Annotated in this window: 22 protein-coding genes; 15 read left to right on the forward strand and 7 right to left on the reverse strand. The window is 42.4% G+C overall.

Annotation, left to right across the window (positions count from 1 at the left end):
• Window positions 1-118 precede the first annotated feature (118 nt).
• The gene (locus tag DPF91_RS08855) at window positions 119-1,096 is read left to right on the forward strand and encodes a Solitary outer membrane autotransporter beta-barrel domain (protein WP_117234045.1); all 978 of its coding nucleotides are present in this window, start codon (window positions 119-121) and stop codon (window positions 1,094-1,096) included.
• 2 nt (window positions 1,097-1,098) lie between these two features.
• Here DPF91_RS08855 and DPF91_RS08860 read toward each other — a convergent pair whose 3' ends face one another.
• A complete protein-coding gene (locus tag DPF91_RS08860; protein ID WP_117234046.1) occupies window positions 1,099-2,340 on the reverse strand; it encodes a GGDEF domain-containing protein in 1,242 nt (413 codons plus the stop codon).
• 180 nt (window positions 2,341-2,520) lie between these two features.
• Here DPF91_RS08860 and DPF91_RS08865 point away from each other — a divergent pair, with 180 nt between their 5' ends.
• The 9 genes from DPF91_RS08865 (at window position 2,521) to DPF91_RS08905 (ending at window position 10,970) form a co-directional block, all read left to right on the forward strand.
• Entirely contained in the window at window positions 2,521-2,889 is a 369-nt protein-coding gene (locus tag DPF91_RS08865; protein WP_117234047.1) for a late competence development ComFB family protein, read from the forward strand.
• An 18-nt stretch (window positions 2,890-2,907) separates the two neighbouring features.
• Complete coding sequence (locus DPF91_RS08870) at window positions 2,908-3,186, forward strand: HlyU family transcriptional regulator (protein ID WP_117234048.1); 279 nt, start codon at window positions 2,908-2,910, stop codon at window positions 3,184-3,186.
• 340 nt (window positions 3,187-3,526) lie between these two features.
• Window positions 3,527-5,068 (forward strand): Re/Si-specific NAD(P)(+) transhydrogenase subunit alpha, encoded by a 1,542-nt coding sequence (gene pntA, locus DPF91_RS08875; protein WP_117234049.1) that lies wholly within the window; start codon window positions 3,527-3,529, stop codon window positions 5,066-5,068.
• A gap of 12 nt (window positions 5,069-5,080) precedes the next feature.
• Complete coding sequence (pntB, locus tag DPF91_RS08880; protein WP_117234050.1) at window positions 5,081-6,457, forward strand: Re/Si-specific NAD(P)(+) transhydrogenase subunit beta; 1,377 nt, start codon at window positions 5,081-5,083, stop codon at window positions 6,455-6,457.
• Window positions 6,458-6,634: 177 nt separating this feature from the next.
• Window positions 6,635-8,065 carry a sensor histidine kinase VxrA gene (vxrA, locus tag DPF91_RS08885; protein WP_117234051.1) on the forward strand — a complete coding sequence of 477 codons (1,431 nt, stop codon included), beginning with the start codon at window positions 6,635-6,637 and terminating at the stop codon, window positions 8,063-8,065.
• Complete coding sequence (gene vxrB / locus DPF91_RS08890) at window positions 8,040-8,699, forward strand: response regulator transcription factor VxrB (RefSeq protein WP_117234052.1); 660 nt, start codon at window positions 8,040-8,042, stop codon at window positions 8,697-8,699. Before vxrA ends, vxrB begins: the two co-directional genes overlap by 26 nt.
• A 2-nt stretch (window positions 8,700-8,701) precedes the next feature.
• Complete coding sequence (locus DPF91_RS08895) at window positions 8,702-9,568, forward strand: DUF2861 family protein (RefSeq protein WP_117234053.1); 867 nt, start codon at window positions 8,702-8,704, stop codon at window positions 9,566-9,568.
• Window positions 9,569-9,637: 69 nt separating this feature from the next.
• On the forward strand, window positions 9,638-10,774 hold the full coding sequence (locus DPF91_RS08900) for a conjugal transfer protein TraF (RefSeq protein ID WP_117234054.1): 1,137 nt from the start codon (window positions 9,638-9,640) through the stop codon (window positions 10,772-10,774).
• A gap of 40 nt (window positions 10,775-10,814) precedes the next feature.
• Window positions 10,815-10,970 (forward strand): YoaH family protein, encoded by a 156-nt coding sequence (locus DPF91_RS08905; RefSeq protein WP_117234055.1) that lies wholly within the window; start codon window positions 10,815-10,817, stop codon window positions 10,968-10,970.
• Between the two features lie 524 nt (window positions 10,971-11,494).
• Here DPF91_RS08905 and DPF91_RS08910 read toward each other — a convergent pair.
• From DPF91_RS08910 to DPF91_RS08930, 5 genes are all read right to left on the reverse strand, one after another.
• On the reverse strand, window positions 11,495-12,175 hold the full coding sequence (locus tag DPF91_RS08910) for a lysozyme inhibitor LprI family protein (protein WP_117234056.1): 681 nt from the start codon (window positions 12,173-12,175) through the stop codon (window positions 11,495-11,497).
• A gap of 435 nt (window positions 12,176-12,610) precedes the next feature.
• Window positions 12,611-12,922, reverse strand: a complete 312-nt coding sequence (yciH, locus tag DPF91_RS08915) for a stress response translation initiation inhibitor YciH (RefSeq protein WP_117234057.1) — start codon at window positions 12,920-12,922, stop codon at window positions 12,611-12,613.
• Window positions 12,922-13,302 (reverse strand): DUF3319 domain-containing protein, encoded by a 381-nt coding sequence (locus DPF91_RS08920; protein WP_117234058.1) that lies wholly within the window; start codon window positions 13,300-13,302, stop codon window positions 12,922-12,924. The genes yciH and DPF91_RS08920 overlap by 1 nt, the downstream gene beginning before the upstream one ends.
• 138 nt (window positions 13,303-13,440) lie before the next feature.
• Entirely contained in the window at window positions 13,441-14,439 is a 999-nt protein-coding gene (locus DPF91_RS08925; RefSeq protein WP_117234059.1) for a D-alanine--D-alanine ligase, read from the reverse strand.
• Window positions 14,440-14,589: 150 nt separating this feature from the next.
• Complete coding sequence (locus DPF91_RS08930; RefSeq protein ID WP_117234060.1) at window positions 14,590-15,162, reverse strand: SPOR domain-containing protein; 573 nt, start codon at window positions 15,160-15,162, stop codon at window positions 14,590-14,592.
• Between the two features lie 201 nt (window positions 15,163-15,363).
• Here DPF91_RS08930 and DPF91_RS08935 point away from each other — a divergent pair, with 201 nt between their 5' ends.
• Window positions 15,364-18,030 carry a bifunctional acetate--CoA ligase family protein/GNAT family N-acetyltransferase gene (locus DPF91_RS08935; protein WP_117234061.1) on the forward strand — a complete coding sequence of 889 codons (2,667 nt, stop codon included), beginning with the start codon at window positions 15,364-15,366 and terminating at the stop codon, window positions 18,028-18,030.
• Here the strand turns inward: DPF91_RS08935 and DPF91_RS08940 are convergent.
• Window positions 18,016-18,915, reverse strand: coding sequence for a LysR family transcriptional regulator (locus tag DPF91_RS08940; protein WP_117234062.1), 900 nt, complete (start codon window positions 18,913-18,915; stop codon window positions 18,016-18,018). The two genes, DPF91_RS08935 and DPF91_RS08940, sit on opposite strands and share 15 nt — an antisense overlap.
• A gap of 220 nt (window positions 18,916-19,135) precedes the next feature.
• Here DPF91_RS08940 and DPF91_RS08945 point away from each other — a divergent pair, with 220 nt between their 5' ends.
• From DPF91_RS08945 to hutG, 4 genes are all read left to right on the forward strand, one after another.
• A complete protein-coding gene (locus DPF91_RS08945) occupies window positions 19,136-21,322 on the forward strand; it encodes a TonB-dependent hemoglobin/transferrin/lactoferrin family receptor (RefSeq protein WP_117234063.1) in 2,187 nt (728 codons plus the stop codon).
• A gap of 615 nt (window positions 21,323-21,937) precedes the next feature.
• Window positions 21,938-22,648: a histidine utilization repressor gene (hutC, locus tag DPF91_RS08950; RefSeq protein ID WP_117234064.1), complete on the forward strand. Its 711-nt coding sequence runs from the start codon at window positions 21,938-21,940 to the stop codon at window positions 22,646-22,648.
• Window positions 22,649-22,760: 112 nt separating this feature from the next.
• Window positions 22,761-23,975 carry an imidazolonepropionase gene (gene hutI / locus DPF91_RS08955; RefSeq protein ID WP_117234065.1) on the forward strand — a complete coding sequence of 405 codons (1,215 nt, stop codon included), beginning with the start codon at window positions 22,761-22,763 and terminating at the stop codon, window positions 23,973-23,975.
• Window positions 23,968-24,945, forward strand: a complete 978-nt coding sequence (gene hutG, locus DPF91_RS08960) for a formimidoylglutamase (protein WP_117234066.1) — start codon at window positions 23,968-23,970, stop codon at window positions 24,943-24,945. Before hutI ends, hutG begins: the two co-directional genes overlap by 8 nt.
• Window positions 24,946-24,951: the final 6 nt, after the last annotated feature.

Genomic DNA, 24,951 nt, shown 5'->3' on the forward strand with positions numbered 1-24,951 from the left:
TAAGGGGTATTTACTTAGAATGACTAGGCTACACACCCCTTGCCGCGCCTATAACGATTTTATCTCGAACAAAATTTAACCACGAAAGGTCAACAGACCCTAGCATTAGAGTAATTAAATGACGCGATATTTAACAGTTATAGCAGCACTAGTATGCAGCGCTACTGTTTATGCGCTTGAAGTAGATCGTAACCTTGTAAAGAAAAGCTTCGAGCAAGACTTTGCTGCCACGGTGATCCTCACAAACAGCGATGTCGTGACTTTTGGTATTGTTGACTTTAACCCCAACGAGTTGCTCCGTACCGATAACGAAGAATTGGGGAGTGAACAAGCACTGGAGTCACGTAAAAATATCGGTGTGACGACTTTACCTTACACCTTCTCATTAGATCCTGATGACGAGGTGCAGAACCATTTCTTAACCCTAAAGCTCGCAGCACTTCGTATCGAACAAGATGTGGATTTACGAGGTTTCGAGGGCTCAGATATACATGTAGAGATCATTGTTGATGGATACGTACGTTATCAGTACAAGAAGTATCTTAATGATAGCTGGGATATTACCTATGGTCTTGGCAGCCACCTTATGTATTACCACAGTGATTATCGCTACCAGTCTTCACCATTAGGTAATTTCAAGCAATTTCTAGACGGTGATGTCGTTAATACATCAGCTTGGTCCAACATTATAGAACCAGAAGCCGTTATTAGTTATACCAAACCGACTGACTGGGGTAGTTGGACATTTAAGTCTGGGTATCATTATATGTATGGTGTGAGTTGGGGTGAGGCCAACAAAGGAGATTTAGGTAACCCTGAGGGATGGTATGTAACCAATGGTATCGAAGGCTTCTACGATGTTGTTCACTGGGGACGTTCAGTACAAACCTTGTTTGGTCGTGTGAATAGGGTCGATATTGGGGGAGATGTCAGTGAGCCATTTGGCACCAATCACTATTATGAAGGGACAATAGGTTGGCTAATGACACCGCCATTCAATTCAGACTGGATTGATAACTTTGGAATCGGAATTAATATAAATTACGGTAGCGCACTTAAAGGGGGAAGTATTATCTTATTGTTCAATCAAGATTAATTTTATTCATAGATGCAAACGCAGTTTCTACCACCTTCTTTCGCCTGATAGAGAGCCTTATCCGCAAACTTAATCACTTCTTGTGGATCTCGAGATTCACGGCTATCTGATACCCCAATACTAATCGTGATCTTCACGCTCTTGGTTGATGACTCTTTTCCGCGGCTTTTCTTACCCAACTTATTATCCTCTGGTCGAGACTCTGAGTTACGAATCACCATCTCATAGTCTTCAACCTCTTGGCGTAGAGTATCCAAAAAATCAATGACTTGTTCTGCGTGTTTGCGCTTGAACAACAAGGTAAATTCTTCACCACCGTAACGATAGATTCGAGCTCTTCCTTGGAGTGAGCGCATCTTACTCGCGACTAACTTCAAAACATCATCACCTGTGTCGTGGCCGTAGGTATCGTTGAACGATTTGAAGTGATCAATATCTAACATTGCTATCGAATATCTGCGTCCAAGCTGTTTAAGTTCACTATCGAGAGCGTATCGTCCTGGTATTCCTGTTAACTGATCCATAAATGCAAGCTCATGGCTTGCCGACAGCACATAAACAATTAAAAGTAGGCCTGCTAACGAAAATAGTACGCTCGAAATATAGGGAATATGGAAACCGATAAAAGTTAGTGAGGTCAGCAAAATAGTGGAGTAGATGACCACATCAATCGCACGGTTGAACTTCAAAACCAAAATGGCAGTCAATCCGATCAATGCAAAAAGATAGGCAACAAGCACGAAAGGGATTCGGGAGAGTTCAGGGATACGAAATAGGACACCTTCTCGCATGGTTTCAATAAAAGGTTCACCAGCGAAGTGATCCACGGTCATCACCGACCACACGGTAAAGAAAGCAAGAACAGCGAAATATTTAATTCCACTTTTAGAGAAGACACGATTGTCGGCAAAAATATGCACACTCAGGCAAGATACAGGCAAAAGAAAAGTCAACAACGTCAACTTAAGAATAGTAGTGTCGTTAGACAATGGGGCCTGTAAGCTCGTTTGTATAATAAAATAACTATAAGCTAACGCGACAGCGACGTAACCAGTTCGCCCTTGATTGAAGCTATGGGAGAGTAGAATAGCAATGCCGGTGAACAGGTACGGTAAATTCAGGACAAGAGATTGATTGAGATCAGCAAGGATCGTTACATTGTCACGCCCAATAAATAATATTGTAACTAGCAGTATCGGAAACAAGCATCGAAAAAGACTAGTTGTGGCAAAATTTGACAACATCGTAACATTTATAAAAATGGGTGAACGACTAGCATACGTTTCTCAACTTATTTTCCAAGTAAATTCATAAATTTGTTGGTGAAAATCAGAGCGTTCGGCTAAATTTTAATCTATATATTCAAACATTTATTTCATCTTGATATATACTTTACTTCATGCTGTATAGGATAGGGTGACTTTATGCATATCAGAGAAGACGTACATAATTACATGGAAACTATTGTAGGAAACCTGCTCTCCCACGAAAGTTATGTCGAAAAATATGACAATGAGCAGCTAGCCGATCTTGCTTGTATCGCTTTGAACCAACTTCGTCCTATTTACATTCGTTACACCATCGACTTTTTATCGTCGCTTCCTGAAGAGAAAATTGTAGCAATAACAGCACAAGCTCAGACTGCTATCGATGCAGGTCTGCCTCTTATTGATGATGACCGTCGTACAAACCGTTTTGAAAATGTGCCGGCGATCACTCGAGATATTAGATTTGACGAAGAAGTGTCGTTAGAATGGTTTGAGACTTCCTATCTCAAATCGCAGCAAAATTAATATATTAAGGGGATACTAGTGGGATTTTTCTCCAAACTATTCGGCGGTAAACAAGAAACCAAAGCGCCAGCGGTAGAGCCAATTGAACACAAAGGCTTTCTTATCTACCCAGAAGCAAAAAGCGAAGGCGGGCAGTATCGGATTAACGGCCGCATAACAAAGGGCGAAGGCGAAGACCTTAAAACTCATCACTTCATTCGTTCTGATGTTTTAGCATCTAAAGACGACGCTAATGAGTTTATGCTCAAAAAAGCAAAAATGTTCATCGATCAAATGGGTGACAACATTTTCGGGTAATCTCACTATTTGATTGATATCCCTCATTATTTAAAGAGCCATAAGTCAGTATGCTTATGGCTCTTTTTTTATTTTCTGTCACTTAAGTGAAGCACCTAGCGGTTGATCTTAAGGGGCAAAAAAATTTAACTCTAAGATAAATTATTACTCTTTTTAGGGATTGAACTTAACATCTGGTTTGACCTCTGTTGTGTTGAGGGTATGTTGTTTTTTTACCGTTAAAACGTAAGAATCACAAAATATCCAACCTGGAACACGGTTAAGCTTTGTAGCTTTACTACAATGTTTAAGTTCTAAGTCACTACAAGTTTTTAAGTTATGCAATAGTCAAGGAATCGCTATGCAAAAAATTGGTGTACCAAGAGAATCTCTCTCAGGAGAGACCAGGGTCGCTGCCTCACCTAAATCGGTGGAGCAGCTACTCAAGTTGGGATTTGAAGTCTCAGTAGAATCGCAAGCGGGTGCGCTTGCAAGTTTTGAAGACGCAGCGTTTGAAGCTGCCGGTGCAAAGGTTGTTTCAAAAGACGAAGTTTGGGCTTCTGATCTTATCTTCAAAGTCAATGCACCTAGCGAAGACGAAATCGCGTTAATCAAAGACGGTGCAAGTCTTATCAGTTTTATCTGGCCAGCTCAAAATCCTGAGCTAATGGAAAAACTCTCTAGTCGTAATATCAACGTTATGGCAATGGACGCCGTTCCTCGTATCTCACGAGCACAAGCTCTTGATGCTCTTTCTTCTATGGCAAACATTGCAGGCTATCGTGCTGTTGTTGAAGCGGCACATGAGTTTGGCCGTTTCTTTACCGGCCAAATTACCGCTGCAGGTAAAGTTCCACCGGCAAAGGTACTGGTTGCAGGTGCAGGTGTTGCTGGTCTTGCTGCCATTGGCGCTGCGGGTAGCCTTGGGGCAATCGTCCGAGCATTCGATGTCCGCCCAGAAGTAAAAGAGCAAGTCCAATCAATGGGCGCAGAGTTCCTAGAGGTCGATTACAAAGAAGACTCAGGCTCTGGTGATGGCTACGCGAAAGAAATGTCTGACGAGTTCAACAAAAAAGCGGCGGAGCTTTACGCTGAACAAGCAAAAGATGTTGATATCATTGTTACTACAGCGCTAATCCCTGGGCGTCCTGCGCCGAAGCTTATCACCAAAGAGATGGTCGATAGCATGAAAGCGGGTAGTGTGATTGTCGATCTTGCAGCCGCCAATGGCGGTAACTGCGAGTACACCGTAGCTGATCAGGTCATTACAACGTCAAACGGTGTAAAAGTTGTCGGTTACACCGATATGGTTGGCCGTTTACCGACTCAATCATCACAGCTTTACGCAACCAATATCGTCAACCTCCTGAAACTATTGTGCAAAGAGAAAGACGGCAATATTGATATTAACTTCGAAGATGTTGTTCTTCGCGGTGTAACTGTCGTTAAAGAAGGCGAAGTAACTTGGCCTGCGCCACCGATTCAGGTTTCTGCTCAGCCAGAACAAAAACCAAAAGAAGCGCCAAAGCCAGTCCAAGAGAAAGTAGAAGAGCCGACGTCACCAGTTAAGAAATTTGCGGCATTAGCCGTGGGTGTGGGTGCATTCGCATGGATTGCGAGCGTTGCTCCCGCTGCATTCCTTTCTCACTTTACTGTGTTCGTTCTGGCTTGTGTGGTTGGGTATTACGTCGTATGGAATGTAACACACGCTCTGCATACTCCACTGATGTCTGTGACCAATGCTATCTCCGGTATTATTGTTGTAGGCGCACTATTGCAAATAGGCCAAGGAAATGGCGTGGTATCGGTGCTTTCCTTCATAGCCGTGCTTATCGCAAGTATCAACATCTTCGGTGGTTTCACCGTAACCAAGCGTATGCTTGAAATGTTCCGTAAAGACTAAGGAGTAGTAGGAATGTCTGCAGGATTAGTACAAGCAGCTTACATTATTGCTGCGTTATTCTTTATTTTGAGCCTAGCGGGTTTATCAAAGCAGGAGTCTGCTCGCTCAGGTAACTACTATGGTATCGCGGGTATGACGATCGCGCTGATCGCGACGATTTTTGGCCCTGAATCAGAAGGGTTAGTTTGGATCATTATCGCGATGGTGATCGGTGGTGGTATCGGTATCCACTATGCTAAAAAAGTAGAAATGACAGAAATGCCTGAACTGGTGGCGATTCTCCACAGTTTTGTCGGTATGGCAGCGGTATTAGTGGGTTATAACAGCCTTCTCGATGCGCCAGAAGCTGCAACCCATGCTGAGCACGTGATCCACTTGGTTGAAGTTTACCTTGGTGTGTTTATCGGTGCCGTTACCTTTACCGGTTCGGTTGTAGCCTTTGGCAAACTCAGTGGCATGATTTCTTCTTCACCGTTGAGTCTGCCACATAAGCACAAACTTAACCTTGCTGCGATTGTAGTATCACTTCTGTTAATGAAATGGTACCTCAGCACCGACGGTGGTGTTTTCCCATTGATTCTGATGACACTGATTGCCTTTGCATTCGGTTATCACTTAGTTGCATCAATTGGTGGTGCAGATATGCCAGTCGTAGTTTCAATGCTTAACTCATACTCAGGTTGGGCAGCGGCTGCAGCGGGCTTTATGCTAGCAAACGATCTTCTCATTGTGACAGGTGCATTAGTAGGTTCTTCAGGTGCGATTCTGTCTTACATCATGTGTAAGGCAATGAACCGTTCATTTATTAGTGTTATTGCCGGTGGTTTTGGTCAAGAAGTCGTGATTTCTGAAGATGTAGAGCAGGGTGAACACCGTGAAACATCTGCTGAAGAAGTCGCTGAAATGTTGAAAAACTCTAAGTCAGTGATCATCACTCCGGGATATGGCATGGCAGTAGCACAAGCACAATACCCAGTTCATGAAATCACAGAGAAACTCCGTGCACAAGGCATCGAAGTTCGCTTTGGTATTCACCCGGTAGCAGGTCGTCTTCCTGGCCACATGAACGTACTGTTAGCTGAAGCTAAAGTACCGTACGATATCGTTTTAGAAATGGACGAAATCAATGACGACTTCACTGAAACGGATACTGTTTTGGTTATTGGTGCAAATGACACGGTTAACCCAGCTGCACTCGAAGATCCAAACAGCCCGATTGCTGGGATGCCAGTACTTGAAGTTTGGGACGCTCAGAATGTTATCGTGTTCAAACGTTCTATGAATACAGGCTACGCTGGTGTTCAGAACCCGCTATTCTTCAAAGAAAACACTCAAATGCTATTTGGTGATGCGAAGGAAAGTGTCGACGCGATTTCTAAAGCGCTTTAACGCTATACTGCGTCAATTTTATGTCAATAAAAAGGCTAGCCTCATCGCTAGCCTTTTATTTTGTCGTTTTGCGTGTAATCTCTGCTTCTTTTGCTGTAACTTTCTTTAATATGTCCTATATTCATAGGGTTAAGTTAAACATCAACTCAGAGGTAATGAGTGAAATTATCGGTTTTAATGACACTGTCACTTTTACTTCTGCCAATTACCGCAACCGCGAACACGTTACCTGAACGTATCGAGAATTTTACAGAGCAGATTGACTACTCTAAAGCGCTTGTATCTTATGATATTCGAATCCTGCATTCGGAATATCCAACCAAACTTATCGCGTCTGAATCTATGTATCCCCAGACGTCTTCATACCCTTTAAAAGATGTTCAGCTTCTTTTTAGTCTTAGTCAATCCTGTACTGGTAAACTGCCAGTCAGTCCATTAATTACCGAGCCTTTAGTTTTTACTCGAGCTATTTGTAAAGGAACACCGCTGTCAGAAAAGTGGTTCGCGCGCTCAAACCTAATTCACCCAGGGGGCGGCACTTACGCGGCACGCTACGTCGATAAGTTTCCGGATCTGTATGAAGAGCTAGAGCACTTTATGCATGTAAAAGAGCGCCCACTTGGTGTGGTAGGTAGTATGCTATCTCGCTTGCAAACCATGACGCCTAGCGAGGTAGACGCTTTAATCTCAGCAGCCTCAATGTTCGTACAGGGTGACGATCTCTGGCTTAGAAGGGGTGATAGCTATTACATCTTTGATCAAGAAACCTGGCTGCCTCTCGTCGACAAAAATGAATTGCAATACAACATTACCTCAGGGAGTGGTACTTGTTTTGTACAGCGCGGAAACATTTGCTGGTCTATAAAAGATCACTCAAAGGTGTGGCGACTTAGCTTAATAGCTCTTATTGCGTTCAACATCGTAGGTTTATTCGTATGGTTTTACTATCGATGGAAAACCAAGCGACAAGAATTACAGAGCCGTATGTTAGTACTTCAAATTCTAACCCATGAACTGAGGACACCGATTGCGAGTCTCTCTATGACTGTGGAAGGCTTTAGACGCGAGTTCGAACATTTACCGGAGTCGGTATATGACGAGTTTAGGCGCTTATGTGAAGATACACGACGACTACGCCAGCTTGCTGAGGCGAGTAAAGATTACCTACAGTCTGATAAACAACAGTTGGCGACAGAATGGGTACCATCTGTCCAGGAGTGGCTCGACTATTTATTAGAAGATTATCATGAGCATGATATTAAGCTGATGATATCAAAAGATTTTTCTATGAAAGCTAATATATACTGGCTCGGTACATGCATCGATAACCTGCTTAGAAATGCGGTGAAGTATGGTGTTAGTCCAATAGAGCTCATCGTCGAGCAGAACACAAATTGCGTGACAATTTCGGTAAAAGATGGCGGTAACCTTACCGCTAAAGATTGGAAAAACTTGAAAAAACCATTTGTTAGTAAAAGTGGTCTTGGTTTAGGTTTAACTATAGTGGAATCAATGGTGGAACGCATGGGCGGCACAATGCGCTTGATTGGTCCACCGACAACATTTATTTTGGAGATCCCTTGTGAAACAGACATTGCTTCTAGTTGAAGATGATAAAAACTTAGCCGACGGACTTTTAGTTAGCTTAGAGCAAGCTGGCTATGAGTGTCTGCACGCAGAAACAATCGCTGATGTTGCACCTCTATGGGAGAAAGCAGACCTAGTGATTCTGGATAGACAACTCCCTGATGGTGACTCTGTAGACCATCTAGCGGACTGGAAAGCCATCAACAACATTCCAGTTATTCTATTAACAGCCCTAGTCACGATTAAAGACAAAGTTGCGGGCCTAGACTCTGGTGCAAATGACTACCTAACAAAACCTTTCGCTGAGGCGGAGCTCTTTGCACGTATCCGCGCTCAGTTACGTCAACCAGAAGCGGAAGAGTCTGAGCAGGACAAAGTTGTCGCTACTAATCTTGTTATTGATAGAGCGACTCGTGAAGTTTTTTATCAAGATGAACTTGTGACGCTTACTCGTACCGAATTTGATTTGCTACTTTTCTTGGCAAGCAATCTTGGCCGTGTATTCACACGTGACGAACTGCTTGACCATGTATGGGGCTACAACCATTTCCCGACAACACGAACGGTAGACACACACGTTCTTCAATTGCGCCAGAAACTACCCGGCTTAGAAATTGAAACGCTACGTGGTGTTGGTTATAAGATGAAGGCGTAACCATGTCTCGAATCGCGGTAATTGGGTTAATTGCATATTCGCCGTTTCTCACGGCGGATTGGTTCAGCACCAATAATGCTTTGAATAAAGCCCATGAAAGTCTACTCACCAACGACTTAGCATCTAGTTTTACCGCTATGGTAGAGGTGTGGCAAAAACCGGCCACACCCGCGATTAAAGACAACCTGAACAATCTGTTAATTCAATCTCTAGATGTTGATTGTGGCCGAACATTGAGTAATAAAGCGTTACCAGTTTGGATTCAATCTCTTTCTATCACTAGACAAACATTAGAAAGCCCAGGACGCAGAACCTTTAGAGCCGTTCTTAATGCGACGGCTACAGAATCCATAAAAACACTCTCATTTAAGTCTTTGTCTGATAAAGCAATTTCTATAGATGCAGAGTCTACCGAACCTAGTGACGGCGTCACAGATAACCACACATTTCAAACTCGATACAACCTTAATTACAACCTGGACATCGGTTTATACGAGGTTGAAATAGAATCTGACAGTGGAAAAAGTTGGAGTCACTGGGTCATCATCAGCGAATCACCAGAAAAATACACAGCTCGTTGGACTGGCAAGGACAGCTGGACAATAGAAAAAACATTTATCCCTAATAGATACTGCTCACTTCCATTACTTCAAGTCGCACTCTACGATTACAAAGACAACGCTTATACTGAAAAGTGGAGTCAACAGTACGAATCGGACTACCCACAAACTATTGATGCCAGTGAGCTAGAACCGCAGCGCTATATTCTTGCCATATCAATGACACACGAACGCTGGCAGGGCGACATAGTTCTGAAAGATCAACGGGTCATCAGCAAGTCTTACGATCTTACAGCCGACAAGGAATGATTCTTGCTTGATTTATAGCAAAGGGGTAATTGTTGCCGCTAAACTATAAATAATACCGAAGAATTCATTATGAAAAATCTATTCAAACTGACTGCAGTGGCGCTGTCTGTTGTTGCAGGGACTGCACAAGCTGCTAGCTACGCGACGGACGCGCGTGGTGAAGCGATGGGTGGCGTTGGCGCAGTATCAGCGACCTACTTAACCGCTCCGTTTTACAACCCAGCTCTCACCGCCATCTACCGAAGAAACGATGACGCAGGTATGCTTCTACCTAGTCTTGGCCTTATGTATGATGATGAATCTCAATTACTTGATAATATCGATACAATCGTAGATTTAGACTTAAGCAACCCAAACAATGAACAAGAAGCAGAACAATTACTCAATGATCTAGCTAATGCTCAATCAAAAGTGGAACTTGGGGGGGCAGTAGCCTTTGGTCTTCCAAATCAATACATATCCGCCACTGTCTTTGGTAAAGCTTACTCTGAATCATTCATAGAAAGTGTTGTTGATACAGATCCAAACTCAACGGTAGGGGAACGTCTTGATAATTCAGGAGTAAAAGCGGTGTCTATCGGTGTAACAGAAGCTGGTATCTCCCTCGCGAAATACTACACACTACTTGGGCAACACGTTTCTTTTGGCGTTTCACCTAAGCTACAACGTATCTACACATACTCTTATGCCGAAACTTTGGATGGTTACGATCTTTCAGACATTCGTGATAATGGCCAGGGTGAGACCATGTTCAACATGGATGCGGGTGCACTTTGGTTCAGTGGTCCTCTACGTATTGGCTTTTCAGCCAAGAACCTAGTCTCTAGAGACATTGAGACGAAAAGAGCGACAAGCGGAAATGTAACTGTACAAGGTGCATACAAGCTTGAACCTCAATATACACTTGGTGCAGGTTTTGTTATGGACTACGCATCACTGTCGGTTGATTACGACCTTCGTGAAGAGAAGAAGTTCGAAGGATTCAACGACAATACGCAAATGCTAAGAGTAGGGGCGGAAGTCGATATTATGCGCCAGCTTTATTTACGCGCAGGATATAAGAAGAATCTAGTGGGTACAGAGCAAGACACTGTGACTGCTGGCGTCGGCTTCGCACCACTAGGATTATTTGAGCTTGATGTAGCAGCGAGTTACACAGACAAAAACGCAATGGGCGCATACGTAAACTTCCTTGCGACTTACTAATATTCTCGTTATATTCGGCTCCTAACAAACGGAGTCGAAAATGTTTTCAGATTTACCAACTCTATCGCACGAAGAGCAGCAACAAGCTGTAGAGCGAATTCAAAAACTGATGGCAGAAGGGGTGAGTACCGCAGAAGCTATCAAGATAATCGCTCAGCAAATTCGAGAAGAACAAGAGTCAAAAAGCGCATCGTAAGATGCGCTTTTTTTATACCCGCATAATACCCCTAAATTCCACCATTCTCGGTAAACGTTTACTCGCGGGCGCTTTCAGCCAAATAGGGCGCTTACTCTAAGTGTTACAGGGCTAAAACGTGACACACTCTCATTTTGATTCAGACAAAGACCGCGATAATAGCATTAACCCCTTGAATACAATGACTTACAATGGAATTATTCACTGGTAATTACAAAAGGGAAATCACTCACAGAAAATTTGTAATTAAATTACAAACCAAGCTACATTTGTATTATTAGGATTCTAATTTTTAACGTAAGATTCTGTATTTATTAGCTTTCAATTATCTAAAATTGTTCCACTTCCAATTTTAAGAGTTATAAAAATACAAATAGAAAAGCTGTTTGTCTCATTTTGGGCTTGTCAAAACGCTAGTCCTACAGACCTAAGTGACAGTGTCACTTAGGTTGTGAATAAGTTACGTTAATAGAAAGAAATGCAGCCAACAGACGTAGCTACAGAGTTTATTGGTGGGCTAATGTTTACTGTTGATTAGAGGAGATACTTCTGAGGAACCTAAGTTGCTGTTTGTATACTGCATTAACATTATCAGCGTATACCAATCCCCACATAGTGCCTTCACGCTGTAGATATTGGCTTTGAAGGTAGGCGATCTTGGCATCTTTGTAAGCTATCCATTTTTTCTGCATATCCGATAGCTGGACATTGTCTGAACCACCTAAATCCTGATAAATACGATTCAACTCTAAATCAACATACTCAAGTTCTAAATTGAGGCAATCCTGCTTGCCAAGCGTAGATGGGTTTAAAGACAAGCAGTTCTTTGAAGCGACTTCTATAGGATCGACACTCAAGTGTGGGTCAATAACTGAGACATTTAAATCTAGCGCTTCAAAATGTGCGTAGGGGCCAAATTGCTTACTGTAGCGTACGAAAACGTGGTCCGATAACTGATTATGTTCAAAAGACTCTCCATATTCATAAAGCTGCTCAAAAAGTTCAGGTGCTATTGAGTAAGTTACGTAAATTTCTTCGGAATTAACGTTCTTGAGCACGATAGCATTGGGATCCGAGATTCTCACAAACTGTGTAGGAATACCTTCCGATGGTAGGTACGAATCTAAAGCAACAGTCGGTGTCGTGTTTGCATATACAGAAGTTGAAAACAGCGTCGCAGTAGCGACAGCTCTCAGTAATGTCATGAGTAGAGCCTTTTGATAGACGAGGTATGTTTAACACAACAGATTAAACCTAATCGGAAAAACGTGTGCTGATTGATAGACAACCAGAAAAGAAAGATGTTCAATTGAGCCGGTTATCCTGACTTAATGCTGATAAAGAAGATATCACACAAGTGCGTATTATCTATCTTATGGTAAATTATATATCATTCTACGTGGGATATTATCGCTTAGACCTCTACTTCTCCTACTTAACGCATTAGCTTTTAACATAAGTGCTATTTACCATAAAATAGCTAATCTACATATTCTTGTTTCACAGAATATTTTGCCTAGCTTTGACTTTATCAAACGTCATAGTTTCTGATTTACTAGGTACGTTTACAAGTTACAAAAAAGCCGCAGAGAAATTAATCCCTACGGCTACGTTCTAGTTGGCTTCGGTAACGCTAGAAATTAACCGCCGGCTAATTTAACTGTGTGACCTTTTTTCTCAAGGATCTGCTTAAGTTTCTCACGAACATCACCCTGAATTTCAATCGTGCCATCTTTTACAGATCCACCACAGCCACACTGCTTTTTAAGCTCTGCTGCGAGTAGCTTTAGCGGTGCGTCATCAAGGTCTAAACCTGTAACAATAGAAACGCCTTTACCTTTGCGTCCCTTGGTTTGTTTAATGATTCGAACAACACCATCGCCTTTTGGGCGTTCTACTTTTTCTTCTTCCGGCTTAATACGACCAGTTTCTGTTGAATAAACTAAACTCATTATCTTTTCGCTTGTTTTGCTTTTGCAACAGCAAGTGCTTTCATATAAGCCTCAATGTGCTTTTGAATCGCTACTTTGCTACCCTTTAGAAGCTTGCCATTAAACATACAGTACCACCCATTTGGTTCACCTGTATCGTTCTTGAGTTGTTGACCCGCAAAAACTTCAGAGGTCGCTTTCCCGGAACCTGGGCGCGCTGCTTTAACGTCACTAAAGCTTTTAGGATCAATAATTTGTGCGGTATCTACCCACCAATCAATGCTCTTTTTAACTGCTGCAAGATTCCCAGATAAGACGTGATTCTTAATCTTTACTTGCCATAAGTCTTGCGAACTGCCAGCACCTTTAAGGTTGAAACCTCTATAATTTGTAATTGCCATAGCTTATGAATGTGTTGCGTTTGATAAATTTGATATTACTTGTATACGGTAACTTAGCAAGAAATATCTCCACCGAACAGCATTTACAGTATATCGCCTTATATGAAGTCAAAGTTACTTCACGTTTTAGGCAGCTAATTACTTGTTGATACTCGTATTTATTGCTGAGTATAGGTAATCACTAAAGCTATGACCATTGTTCTCTAGCATTTTTGGGAACATGGAGATTGGAGTCATACCTGGGAAAGTATTCACCTCATTCAAAAACAGTTCATTTTCTTCCGTTAGGAAGAAGTCGATACGAGAAAGATCTTTAAGTTTCATGTGCTTAAAGACGCGTTCTGAATAATCCGCAATTTGATCTTTCTGTTCTTCTGTTAGATTGTCAGCAACAACTTTCGTCGTAGAGTGACTACCCGAACCATATTTTTCATCGTAAGTATAGAAACCGTCTTCTGGTGCAATAACCTCTCCTGCGCGCGTAATATGAAGCTTGCCATCAAATTCATATGCCGCGACCTCCAACTCTCTTGGTTTCACTGCTTTTTCTATCAGAACTTGATCCGAAAAAGTAAACGCAAGGTCGATGGTTTCGTCCAAAGTCTCTGCGTTTTCTACACAGTAACAGCCAACGGATGAGCCCTGCTTCGCTGCTTTAACAAAAATCTTTCCCCACTGTTCAAGCGCAAGTTTCGCATCGCTTTTGGCTTCTGCACCATTCTCAGTCAGAAATAAGTATGGTGTATTTGGAACTTTGATTGCGTCATACCATAGCTTAGAGGTGATCTTGTTGAAGCTATTACTGCTCGCTTCAGCGCCACAACCAAAGTAAGGAACTCCAGCTAGCTCGAACAATGGTTGAATGTCTCCAGTTTCACCAGGGAAACCATGAATACATGGGACAATGTAGTCAACTTTGAAGGTTTCTTTGCTTGAAACCAAGCTACCAGTCTCAATATCCAAGCGCACTTTATGACCTTCAGAAGAGAACCATGCGCCATCACGTATTTCGACCCGATCTACCAACAAATCGTCATGTAGCTTAAGTTGTTGCTCTACATAGTTTGCAGATACTAGTGATACTTCGTGTTCGCTCGATCCACCACCACAAAGTAAAAGGACTCTAATTTTTGACATGCGTAGTCGTTCCGTGATTTTTCTCTTAATTGATAAAGATTCTAACGAGATATTGATTATCTCGCACAGGTATTTAGCCAATATAACCTTAGGAGAGTGTTACTTGGTTAGTTTTAAGCCAAAAAAAGGGGCTATAAAGCCCCTTTTTGATTATTTAATCTTAACGATATCAGGAAATTCTGAATTCTTAATACTGTCGATACTCTTAATGAAAGGTTTCAGGTCACGGAAACTTTCTGGAAGCTGAGCAATAGCTTTTTCTGCCTCTTTACGTGTACCAAAATCACCGTAAAGCACGCTATACCACTTGGTACCGTTTACGACTTTATAGTGTTCCCATACAGGTTGACCATTATTTGGCAATTGACGAGCGAAGCTAGACACTTTTGCTTGTGTACCGACTGCTGCTACCTGCACTGTGTAGCCATAGCGCGCCGCTTGTGACATCTGCTTCTGACTTGGTGGAATAATTTTAACTTGCTGCTGAGCATCGTTAGCTGGTGCAAGTTTCACAACCGTTCTCTCTTCCTGAGGTACAACCTTCGCAACACTTGTTTGTTGCGTCATGACTGTCTCTTCAGCAACCGCTGTTTGAATTGGTTTTTCAATCGGTGCCGGTTGGAATTCTTCACGATAACTTTCTGATGTTACTTCCGTCTCATAAGTATTTGACACACATGCTGAAAGTAATAGTGAAAGGCTGACAATTGTAATTTTTTTCATATTTGATGTTTAACCAATAAATAGACTACCGGAGATCATGCCGTTTGGGTTGAATTTAATCAAGGGCTTACTGAAATATAACGCGTAGTGATTGTGATGGGTAGCTCAAATTTCTATCCCTGTTTAACAATCGATAAACAAACGCTCCCTATCTACTAACGAGTGCCCTATTATTTTAGCGACAATGACAAGGAGGTTGCTATGTATTCATTAGATAGTCTGTTCAATCCTCGCTCAATCGCGATCATCGGAGCCAGCTCCAACCTACAACGAGCTGGCTACATTGTAACCAATAACATTCTATCCGGTGGCTACAATGGCATCGTTCTTCCTGTTTCTCTAAAGTATCGCTCAGTTTGTGGTGTTCTTGCATATAAAAGTATTGATGAACTTCCTTTATCCCCGGAACTTGCAGTCTTATGCACCAAACGCGAACTTAATACTAAAATTCTGACCCAGTTGGCTGAACGTGGTACAAAATGTGCCATCGTGCTTGAGTCTGATTTATCCGAACAGCTTAAGCAAGACCAGTTCTATACAACGCTTGCTGAACAACTCAACATTAGGATCATCGGTCCAAATAGCCTTGGCATTATTTTGCCTTGGATATCATTAAACGCCTCTTTCTCACCTATCTCTGCTATTCCAGGAAAGATCGCCTTCATTTCACAATCCGCGGCTGTATGTACTTCAGTTCTCGATTGGGCGTGGGAAAAGAACATCGGTTTCTCTAGTTTTATATCTATCGGGCATGCGCAAGATATCGACTTTGCTGAACTGCTAGATCGATTGGCACTCGACAGTAAAACCGAGTCCATTCTTTTATACGTGGATCATATAGAAGATGCGCGTCGATTTATTTCAGCTGCTCGTGCAACGTCGAGAAACAAACGAATATTGGTATTAAAAGGAGGTCAATCAAAGGCAGGGCGAGTTGCCGCTCAATGGCATTCACAAGGCAAAGAGTCACTCGATATAGTGTACGATTCTGCGATTAGAAGGAGTGGCATGCTGCGAGTTCAAAACAACCACGAACTGTTTGCCGCTGTAGAAACCTTAACTCACTCTATACCCCTTCGTGGTGAACGGATCGCAATCGTAACCAATGGCGGCGGTCCTGCCGTATTAGCAACAGATACTCTCTCATTACGTGGTGGTAAACTAGCCGAATTATCAGAGACCACTCTGAATAAATTAACTGAAGCCGTTGGACACAACGTTCCTATTTCTTGTCCAATAGATATCGGCGGAGACGCATGTATTCAGCGTTATTCTCGTTGTATCGATATTCTTTTAGACTCAGAGGAGCTGGACGCCATATTAGTAATGTACAGCCCTTCAGCCATTGCTGCCCCAAAAGCGACTGCGAGCGCTGTCATTGAGAGTTTTAAATCCAACCCTAAACATAGAAAATTTAATCTTCTCACCAATTGGGCTGGTGAAACGTCTGCAAAAGAAGCGCGCCTTCTATTCACGTCTGCCGGCATTCCTACCTATAGAACGCCTGAAAGTGCCGCCATTGCATACATGCACTTAGTGGAATATAGACGTAACCAAAAGCAATTAAGAGAAACTCCTGTTTCAACAGAGAAAGTCGATTCGGCTCAACAAACGCTCGCCAATCAACATATCAACGACTGTCTGTCTGATGATTTACTAGAGCTAGAAAGCTATCAGTCAAACCCTATTTTTCATGCGTATGGTTTGAACGTTTTACCTACGCATATTGCCCATGACGCAGCAGAAGCAGCACATATCGCTAACGAATTAAGTTACCCTGTAGCGCTCAAGCTCTGTAGCCATGATATTGCGCATAAGTCCGACGTTCACGGTGTCATGCTCAATCTCAGAACAGCGAGCGAAGTATCAGACGCTGCACACGCTATCATGGTGCGAGCAAAAACCGCATTTCCAAGCTCTCATTTATTGGGCTTAACTGTCCAGCCAATGGCCGACCTGAGTAATTCTCTAGAGCTTAGAATAAAAGTCAAAAGCGACCCTACATTTGGTCCAGTAATCTTGCTTGGTCAAGGTGGTTCGGAGTGGGATGAAGATACAGACGCCGCGGCAGCACTCCCGCCATTAAATATGACTCTGGCAAGATACCTCATTGTTCGAGCGATTAAAGATAAAAACATAAGAGTTCAAACGCTTCCGGTACCTATCAATATTCAAGCGCTGAGTGAAGTGCTCGTTAGGATATCTCAACTGATCGTTGATCAACCTTTAATCGACGAACTTGATATTCATCCATTGCTGCTTTCAGGTGACAATGTCACCATTATTGACGCGAATATTTCGCTTATTACAGAGTCTGATATTAATCCTAACCGACTGGCAATCAAACCCTACCCAACTGAGTATGAGCAAGAGGTCGAACTTAAGAATGGTGAAACGGTATTACTTCGCCCTATACTTCCAGAGGACGAGCCTCATCATGCAGAGTTTATGCGTAAGGTTTCTAAAGAGGATCTGTATAAACGCTTCTTTAGTGATATCGGTGAGATAAACCATGAAATGTTAGCCAACTTTACTCAAATCGACTTTGACCGCGAGATAGCCTTTGTCGCAGTAAGACACAGTGGTACCTCATCGGAAATCATTGGGGTCTCACGCGGTTTGATTAACCCTCAAAAAACAGATGCAGAGTTTGCTATTCTGATTCGCTCGGACCTGAAGGGAGTTGGGCTAGGTAAGATTTTGATGAATAAGCTAATCCAATATTGTGAGAATAAAGGAACTAAGCAGATTAGTGGCATGACGATGCCAACCAACACAGGGATGTTAACCCTAGCAAAACATCTAGGGTTTAAGATTAATATTGATTTTGAAGATGGTACCGCTGATATGGTACTAGCGCTTAGCTAGCGGAAACTTCTTCTTAAGATATTGTATACACCAAGACTTAGCTTCCCCCATCTGGTTTCGGCGCCAATTCACTGCAATGTCGAAGCCTTGTTCATCAGTACCTTCTATCTGCTTTAACGTTCCATTCTCTATCAGGGGTTGGGCGATCTGTTTTGGCAGCGTACCTATACCGAGCCCATGAACCAGTGAGTCGACCTTTGCAGGGAAGTTGGTGACGGTTAAACGCGGCTGTTTTTCTAATACGTTAATACTAAGCGGTGCTTGCTCTCTTGCAGTATCAGCAATTGCTATAATCCGGTACTTCTGTTGAGCTATTTCGTCAAAAGTTTCGCGGTGAGAACGAGAATGAACGTAGTGGTCTGCTTTGGCAACCCAAACCATAGACAGGGAGCCAATCACTTCACTCTTAATATCTTGAGGGACTTTGCCTATATGAGGGCATATTAATAAATCAGCCCTACCCGCATTCAACGCTTCCCATCCACCAGCTAAAATTTCCTCTTGAAGCTTAACGCGAGTTTTACTCACGACGCCTAGCTCATCAACTAAACCGTACAAGTTATGAACAGGGATAATGCCGTCATAAGCAATAGAAATATCGAGCTCCCAGCCATTGGCTAACAAACTTGCGTCATCGACAAGTTTTTGAGTGGCCGAGAGAATCAAACGACCTCTTTCCAAAATAAGCTTACCCGCATCGGTGAAAGATGCTTTGTGCCCGGAACGATCAAATATATTGATATCGAGATCTTGCTCTAACTTCTGGATCTGATAAGTCAATGAAGATGGGGCCTTATCTAGCTCTTGTGCGGCAGCGGCAAAGCTCCCTCGTCTATCGATTGCATCTAAAATGTACAGCGCTTCTAGTGTTATAGAACTATGCATACGCTTCCTTTTGTGATCTAGATCTCATTAATGAAAACACCCCCAACAATAAGGGAACTCAACTATCTGTATGATAAATAAAGATTATTAACTCTAAATCGAAAGTTTACTTAGCTAAAAAGCATTAATATACAAATAAAAATGATATTAATTATCATTAAGATCCAATATTATCTTTTCCGATTTCAAGCCTATATGGATTTTAAGGTAACTAATTAAAATGTTTAAGAAAAGACTTTTAGCAACTTCCATTGTTGTTGCACTTAGCCCCATTGCTCAAGCAGAAGAAGTATCAGTATTTGATGAGGTTGTTGTTTCAGCAACACGAACAGAACAAAGCAAACAAGACGTTAGTAGCTCTATCGAATCAGTATCATCAGACGATCTAGATGATTCTCTAGCGAGTGATTTAAAAGATGCAGTCCAATACACACCTGGTGTTGAAGCGACGACAGAAGGCCGCTTTGGTGTATCTGGTTTTAATATTCGTGGTATGGAAGGCGATCGAGTAAAAGTTATTGTTGACGGTGTCAACCAAACAACGCCTTTCAACCCAGGTGGTGGTAACGTACAAGCCTTCTACCCTAACGCCATCGAACTTGATACTTTGACCGCTATCGAAGTAAACAAAGGCCCATCTTCAGTACTTTATGGTAGTGATGCTCTAGGTGGATCTGTTGTGATGCGCACTAAAGATCCAGAGGACATATTAGTCACTGATGGTGACGAACACCGTTTTGGTATCAAGTCTAGCTACACCTCTAAAGATAATCAGTTTAAAAACACGCTGACTTGGGCTATGCGTCAAGGTGACCTGGAAACTATTGTTATTGGTACTTATGCAGAAGGTAACGAAACTGAAACCTTTGGTGATGGTGCCGATGTTGAAGGCAGTGATCGCGGATTAGAAAACCCTGCAGATAAAGACTTGAGCAATATCCTAGCTAAGGCTTATTATCAATTAAATACAGCACATCGTGTGGGCGTTGTATTTGAGCGCTATAACTCAACATACGATGAAAACCGTCTAGAGAACAACTACGTCTTAGATATGGGGATGGCTGGAAGCTATACGTATACAGACTCTCGTAGTGATGACACAAACACACGAACTCGCTACGGTATTAACCATGAATGGTTAGCAAACAATGCGGCTTTCGATAAGCTATTTTGGCAACTGAACTATCAAGTATCAGAAACAGAAAACGAAAACTCGTCTGGCTTAGTTATTGATGACCCGTTTGGTATGTTCGGTGGTGATTATGCTGGCGATAGGACTCGTGTACGACAAGCCGAAGATAAAACGATCCAACTGGATGCACAGTTTGACAAGTTCGTTGAGTTTGACACAAGTTTCCATGAGTTCACTTATGGCTTCAACTATTCCTCGACAGATTTCTCTTTAGAAAATAACGATTACTACCATGCAGACCCAAGTAAAAACAAACCAGGTAGTACAACCATTCCAGATGCTCAAGTGACACAATGGGGTATCTTCGCCCAAGATAACATGTTCTTGCTCGATGAAAGACTAGTGCTTAATGCCGGCATTCGCTACGACTCGTTCGAAGCTGACCCATCAACAGACGATGGCTTCACGACTGAGAACAAAAAGAACAGTAACGACGCATTTACAGGTAAGTTAGGCGCGGTTTACCACCTGAACTCGAAGCTAAGTACATTCGCACAAATTAGCCAAGGCTTTAAGGCTCCAACCGTTGAACAGTTATATTACGAATACGACAAAGGGGCAGACTTTACACCTAACTCGGATCTAGAAGCTGAAAAGAGCACATCGTATGAGCTAGGTTTCCGTGGTCAAAACAATTCGGCTCAGTTTGAAATTGTTGGTTTCTTCAATGATTACACCGACTTTATCGCTACAAAAGACCTTGATGAGAAAACACCTGGCAAAGATCACTATACCCTTGAGAACTTAGACTCCGCTGAAATCAAAGGTGTCGAGTTCTCGACAACAATCTTACTGGATGAAGCGTTCGATGCCCCAACAGGTATGTACACCAAATTAAGCGTTGCATACGCAGAAGGCAAGGATAAGCAAAACGATACAAACCTAGACTCAGTTGCACCTTTAACGAGTGTGTTTGGTTTAGGTTACGACAATGCGCAATACCAATTTGGTGGTTTAGCTAATCTAACTATGGTTGCAGCAAAAGATGATTGGTCTGATGAAGATAATGTTAACGCTGCGGGTTACGGTAAACTAGACATCACAGCTTACTACCGTCCAATACGAGATCTAACACTACGAGCTGGTTTATTTAATGCTTTAGACAAAAAATACTGGGCATACACTGATTTTCGTGGTCTAGAGTCTGACGATAACTTAGATTTCTACTCTCAGCCAGGACGCAACTGGGGTGTAAGTTTAGACTACCAATTCTAACTACTCCAAAAACCAAAAAAGCCAGCAATAAGCTGGCTTTTTTCATATCTATCAACAATTAAAAATGATTTAAAAAGGACTGCTGATATTTATTGGTATAGCGCGAATTACTTCTTAGCCATTTCTTTCTTCACCATTACCGCTGAAGCAACGATAAAAGCTATGATAAGACCTAGTTCCATGACAACCTCGACATTTGGACTAAATTTACTTAATTAAATAAGCTAGTGGTTATTGTATCACCAATCACCAAACATGATACCCATTAACCAAATATTTACCTAAATATCGATTTAGATCAAAGAATGTTCATCTGCATAATTAGAAATATCTAGGTGCTAACACCAATCGCTCACCTTATTTTATGGTGCATCTTAATAGTATCTGATCAGAATTTAAGAGATAATCACTAATAGATTAGCTATATACAATACTTTATGAACATAACACGTATAGAAATCAAGGTTTTATAAACTAGCAATATTAACTTTTTCATCAATACTCACACTGCGAATCCTAGCTGTTAAACCGTTAAGTTTACAAATGACCTCACCCTTGGCACTTATCTAATTTCGGTATACCCTTTATTTAATTTGTATAGTCATTAAGTAGCCCATGAGTAGCTCTCCGCGTTATATCCAGATCAAACAACACATACTCAAAAATATACACGCCAAGATTTGGAATACTGGCGATCGTATAACAACAGAACTCGAGTTAACTCGCGAGTTTGATGTGAGCCGGATGACGGTCAATAAAGCGATTCGCGATTTAGTGAATGAAGGGATACTCGTTCGTAAACCGCGCTTAGGGACATTCGTCAGAGAGAAAGAACCCAAAGCGGAATCACCACTAACGGGCGTAAGCAACATTGCTGAAGAAATACGCTCTCGCGGAAAGACCTACTCATGCCGAGTTAACAAACTGCAAATCGTCACACTTGATGAGCATGCAGCGACAAATTTAGGTCTCAAGATCAGTGACGAAGCCTTTTACAGTGAAGTTATTCATTATGAAGACTCAGTGCCTATCCAACTTGAAAAGCGCTGGGTCAATCAAGCTCAAGTGCCCCAATACCTTGAACAAAACTTTGAGACTATCACCCCAAATCAATACTTAACTTCAAGTTGCCCACTTTCCACGATTGAGCATACCGTTGAAGCGGTCATGCCTAACCCTAGTATTCAAAATGACTTGGGAATGCTCGCCCACCAGCCATGTCTACTTCTGAACAGAAGAACCTGGAGCGATACACAACTTGTTAGCTTTGCCATGCTGTATCACCCTGCTGACCGCTATAAGTTAAGCTCTAAGATCAACGTTTAGATCATCACTACAACCCTACTTTCCCATCACAGAAATAACATCTGATTCTTGAGTGTGCGCATAATTTCGACTAATTTAATTGTATATACATTTAATTAAAGAAGCTTTCAGGATGAACACAAGTCTCATCAATGCACGATTAGTTACATGTCAGCCGGGATATGAGGGTTATCAACCTTCTCCTTTGAGCAAAGTCGTCATCAAAGATGGTTTAATCGATGCGGTTGGTCCAATGGAACAATCAATAGAAGACGATGATCAATCTCTTTCTATTGACTGCGAAGGTAAACTATTAACGCCTGGATTCATTGATTGCCATACTCATCTTATCTTCGCGGGCCAAAGATCCAATGAATTTGAGCAGCGTTTAAACGGTCAAAGCTATCAAGACATACTGAATGCTGGTGGCGGTATTCTATCAACGGTGAGAGAAACCAGAAAAGCGTCACATCAGGAGCTTTTAGATCTAGCGCTTCCTAGATTAGACGGGCTCATTTCATCTGGTGTCACCAGCATCGAAGTTAAATCAGGATACGGTTTAACGCTTGAAGATGAACTTAAAATGTTGAGGGTTGCAAAAGATCTCTCACAACATCGCGCGATTAAAGTTTCAACCACCCTACTCGCCGCGCATACCCTACCTCCTGAGTATTCCCATCGTTCAGATGATTACGTAGATTTGATTTGCGAAGAGATAATCCCGCATGCCGCAGAACATAGACTCGCAGATTCAATCGATGTTTTCTGTGAATCGATTGGCTTTAATCTTTCGCAAACAGAGCGAATTTTCAAGTCAGCCCACCAACACGGCTTACCGATAAAAGGTCATACCGAGCAACTCTCAAACCTTGGTGGAAGTGCTCTAGCAGCCAAGTATTCCGCACTCTCTGTTGATCATATTGAATATCTTGATGCTATTGGAGTCGAGGCGATAGCACGTTCAGGTACCGTTGCTACTCTACTCCCTGGTGCCTTTTACTTTTTAAATGAGCAGCAACATCCACCCATTGAACTCTTGCGCGCAGCGAACGTTCCTATGGCTCTGGCTACGGATTTAAACCCTGGGACTTCTCCCTTTGCCAATCTCCTCCTCATGCTGAACATGGGCTGTACACTGTTTGGATTAACTCCTGAAGAAGCACTACGTGGCGTTACTTGCCACGCAGCAAAAGCTCTCGGACTTAGCGAGAGCCGTGGTCAGATTGCAGTGGGATATGAAGCGGACTTTACGCTTTGGGATATCCAATCTCCCGCAGAACTGAGTTATCAATTTGGGGTTCCAATACTCTCTTCCAGAATCGTCGATGGAGTAAGAATTAATGACTGATTTAGATACCAGTTACGTCTGGCAAGGACGTAACGATGCTGAGGATGGTGAGTTAGGGCTTCGAGTACATCATATCGTTTGCCGAGACGAGGAAAATGATTCTAATGTCGCCTTGCTGGGATTTGCCACAGATGAAGGTGTCAAAAGAAACAAAGGGCGAACTGGAGCGATACGAGGGCCTGATGAGATTCGAAACGCCTTATCAAGTATGGCTTGGCATTGCTCAAATAGGCTTACTGATCTAGGCAATATTGTTTGTAACGATGGTAACTTGGAGACCTCACAATCTCAATGCGCACAGGTTATCACTCAAGCGCTTAGCGATAAAAAAATCATGCTATTAGGTGGTGGCCACGAAATAGCCTTCTCTTCCTTCAAAGGCATCGTTGAGCACCTAAAGGAGGTCTCACGGGATGGAGAAAAGCCCAAGCTTGGTATCATCAACTTCGATGCGCATTTTGATCTCCGCGCATTTCAACATCCTACTCAGCCGCTTAAAGCTAGCTCAGGGACACCATTTAATCAAAGCGCCCAATGGTGTAGAGACAATAATTGGTCATTCCTTTATACCTGTATTGGCGTCAGTCGCGCTAGCAATACACAAGCACTCTATGACCGCGCAAACGCACTCAACGTTCTTTATATTGAGGACAATCAGCTCAACATCCAGCAGCAAAGTCATCATTTAGCCTCACTCAATGACTTTATTGGTCAATGTGATTATCTCTATCTCACTATCGATTTGGACGTGTTCTCATCTGCTATCGCACCCGGTGTCAGCGCACCTAACCCTCGCGGCATGAGTTACGAACAGCTATGGCCCTTCATTGAACTTACGTTACAGCATAACAAAAAGATACTCGTTGCAGACATTGCTGAGTACAACCCAACTTACGATATCGATCATTCAACGGCTCGTTTAGCGGCAAGACTTTCATGGGAGATACTTCACGCCCTTTTAAACGAGTAATACCTA

The sequence above is a fragment of the Vibrio maerlii genome, from assembly GCF_003415655.1.
Classification (GTDB): domain Bacteria; phylum Pseudomonadota; class Gammaproteobacteria; order Enterobacterales; family Vibrionaceae; genus Vibrio; species Vibrio maerlii.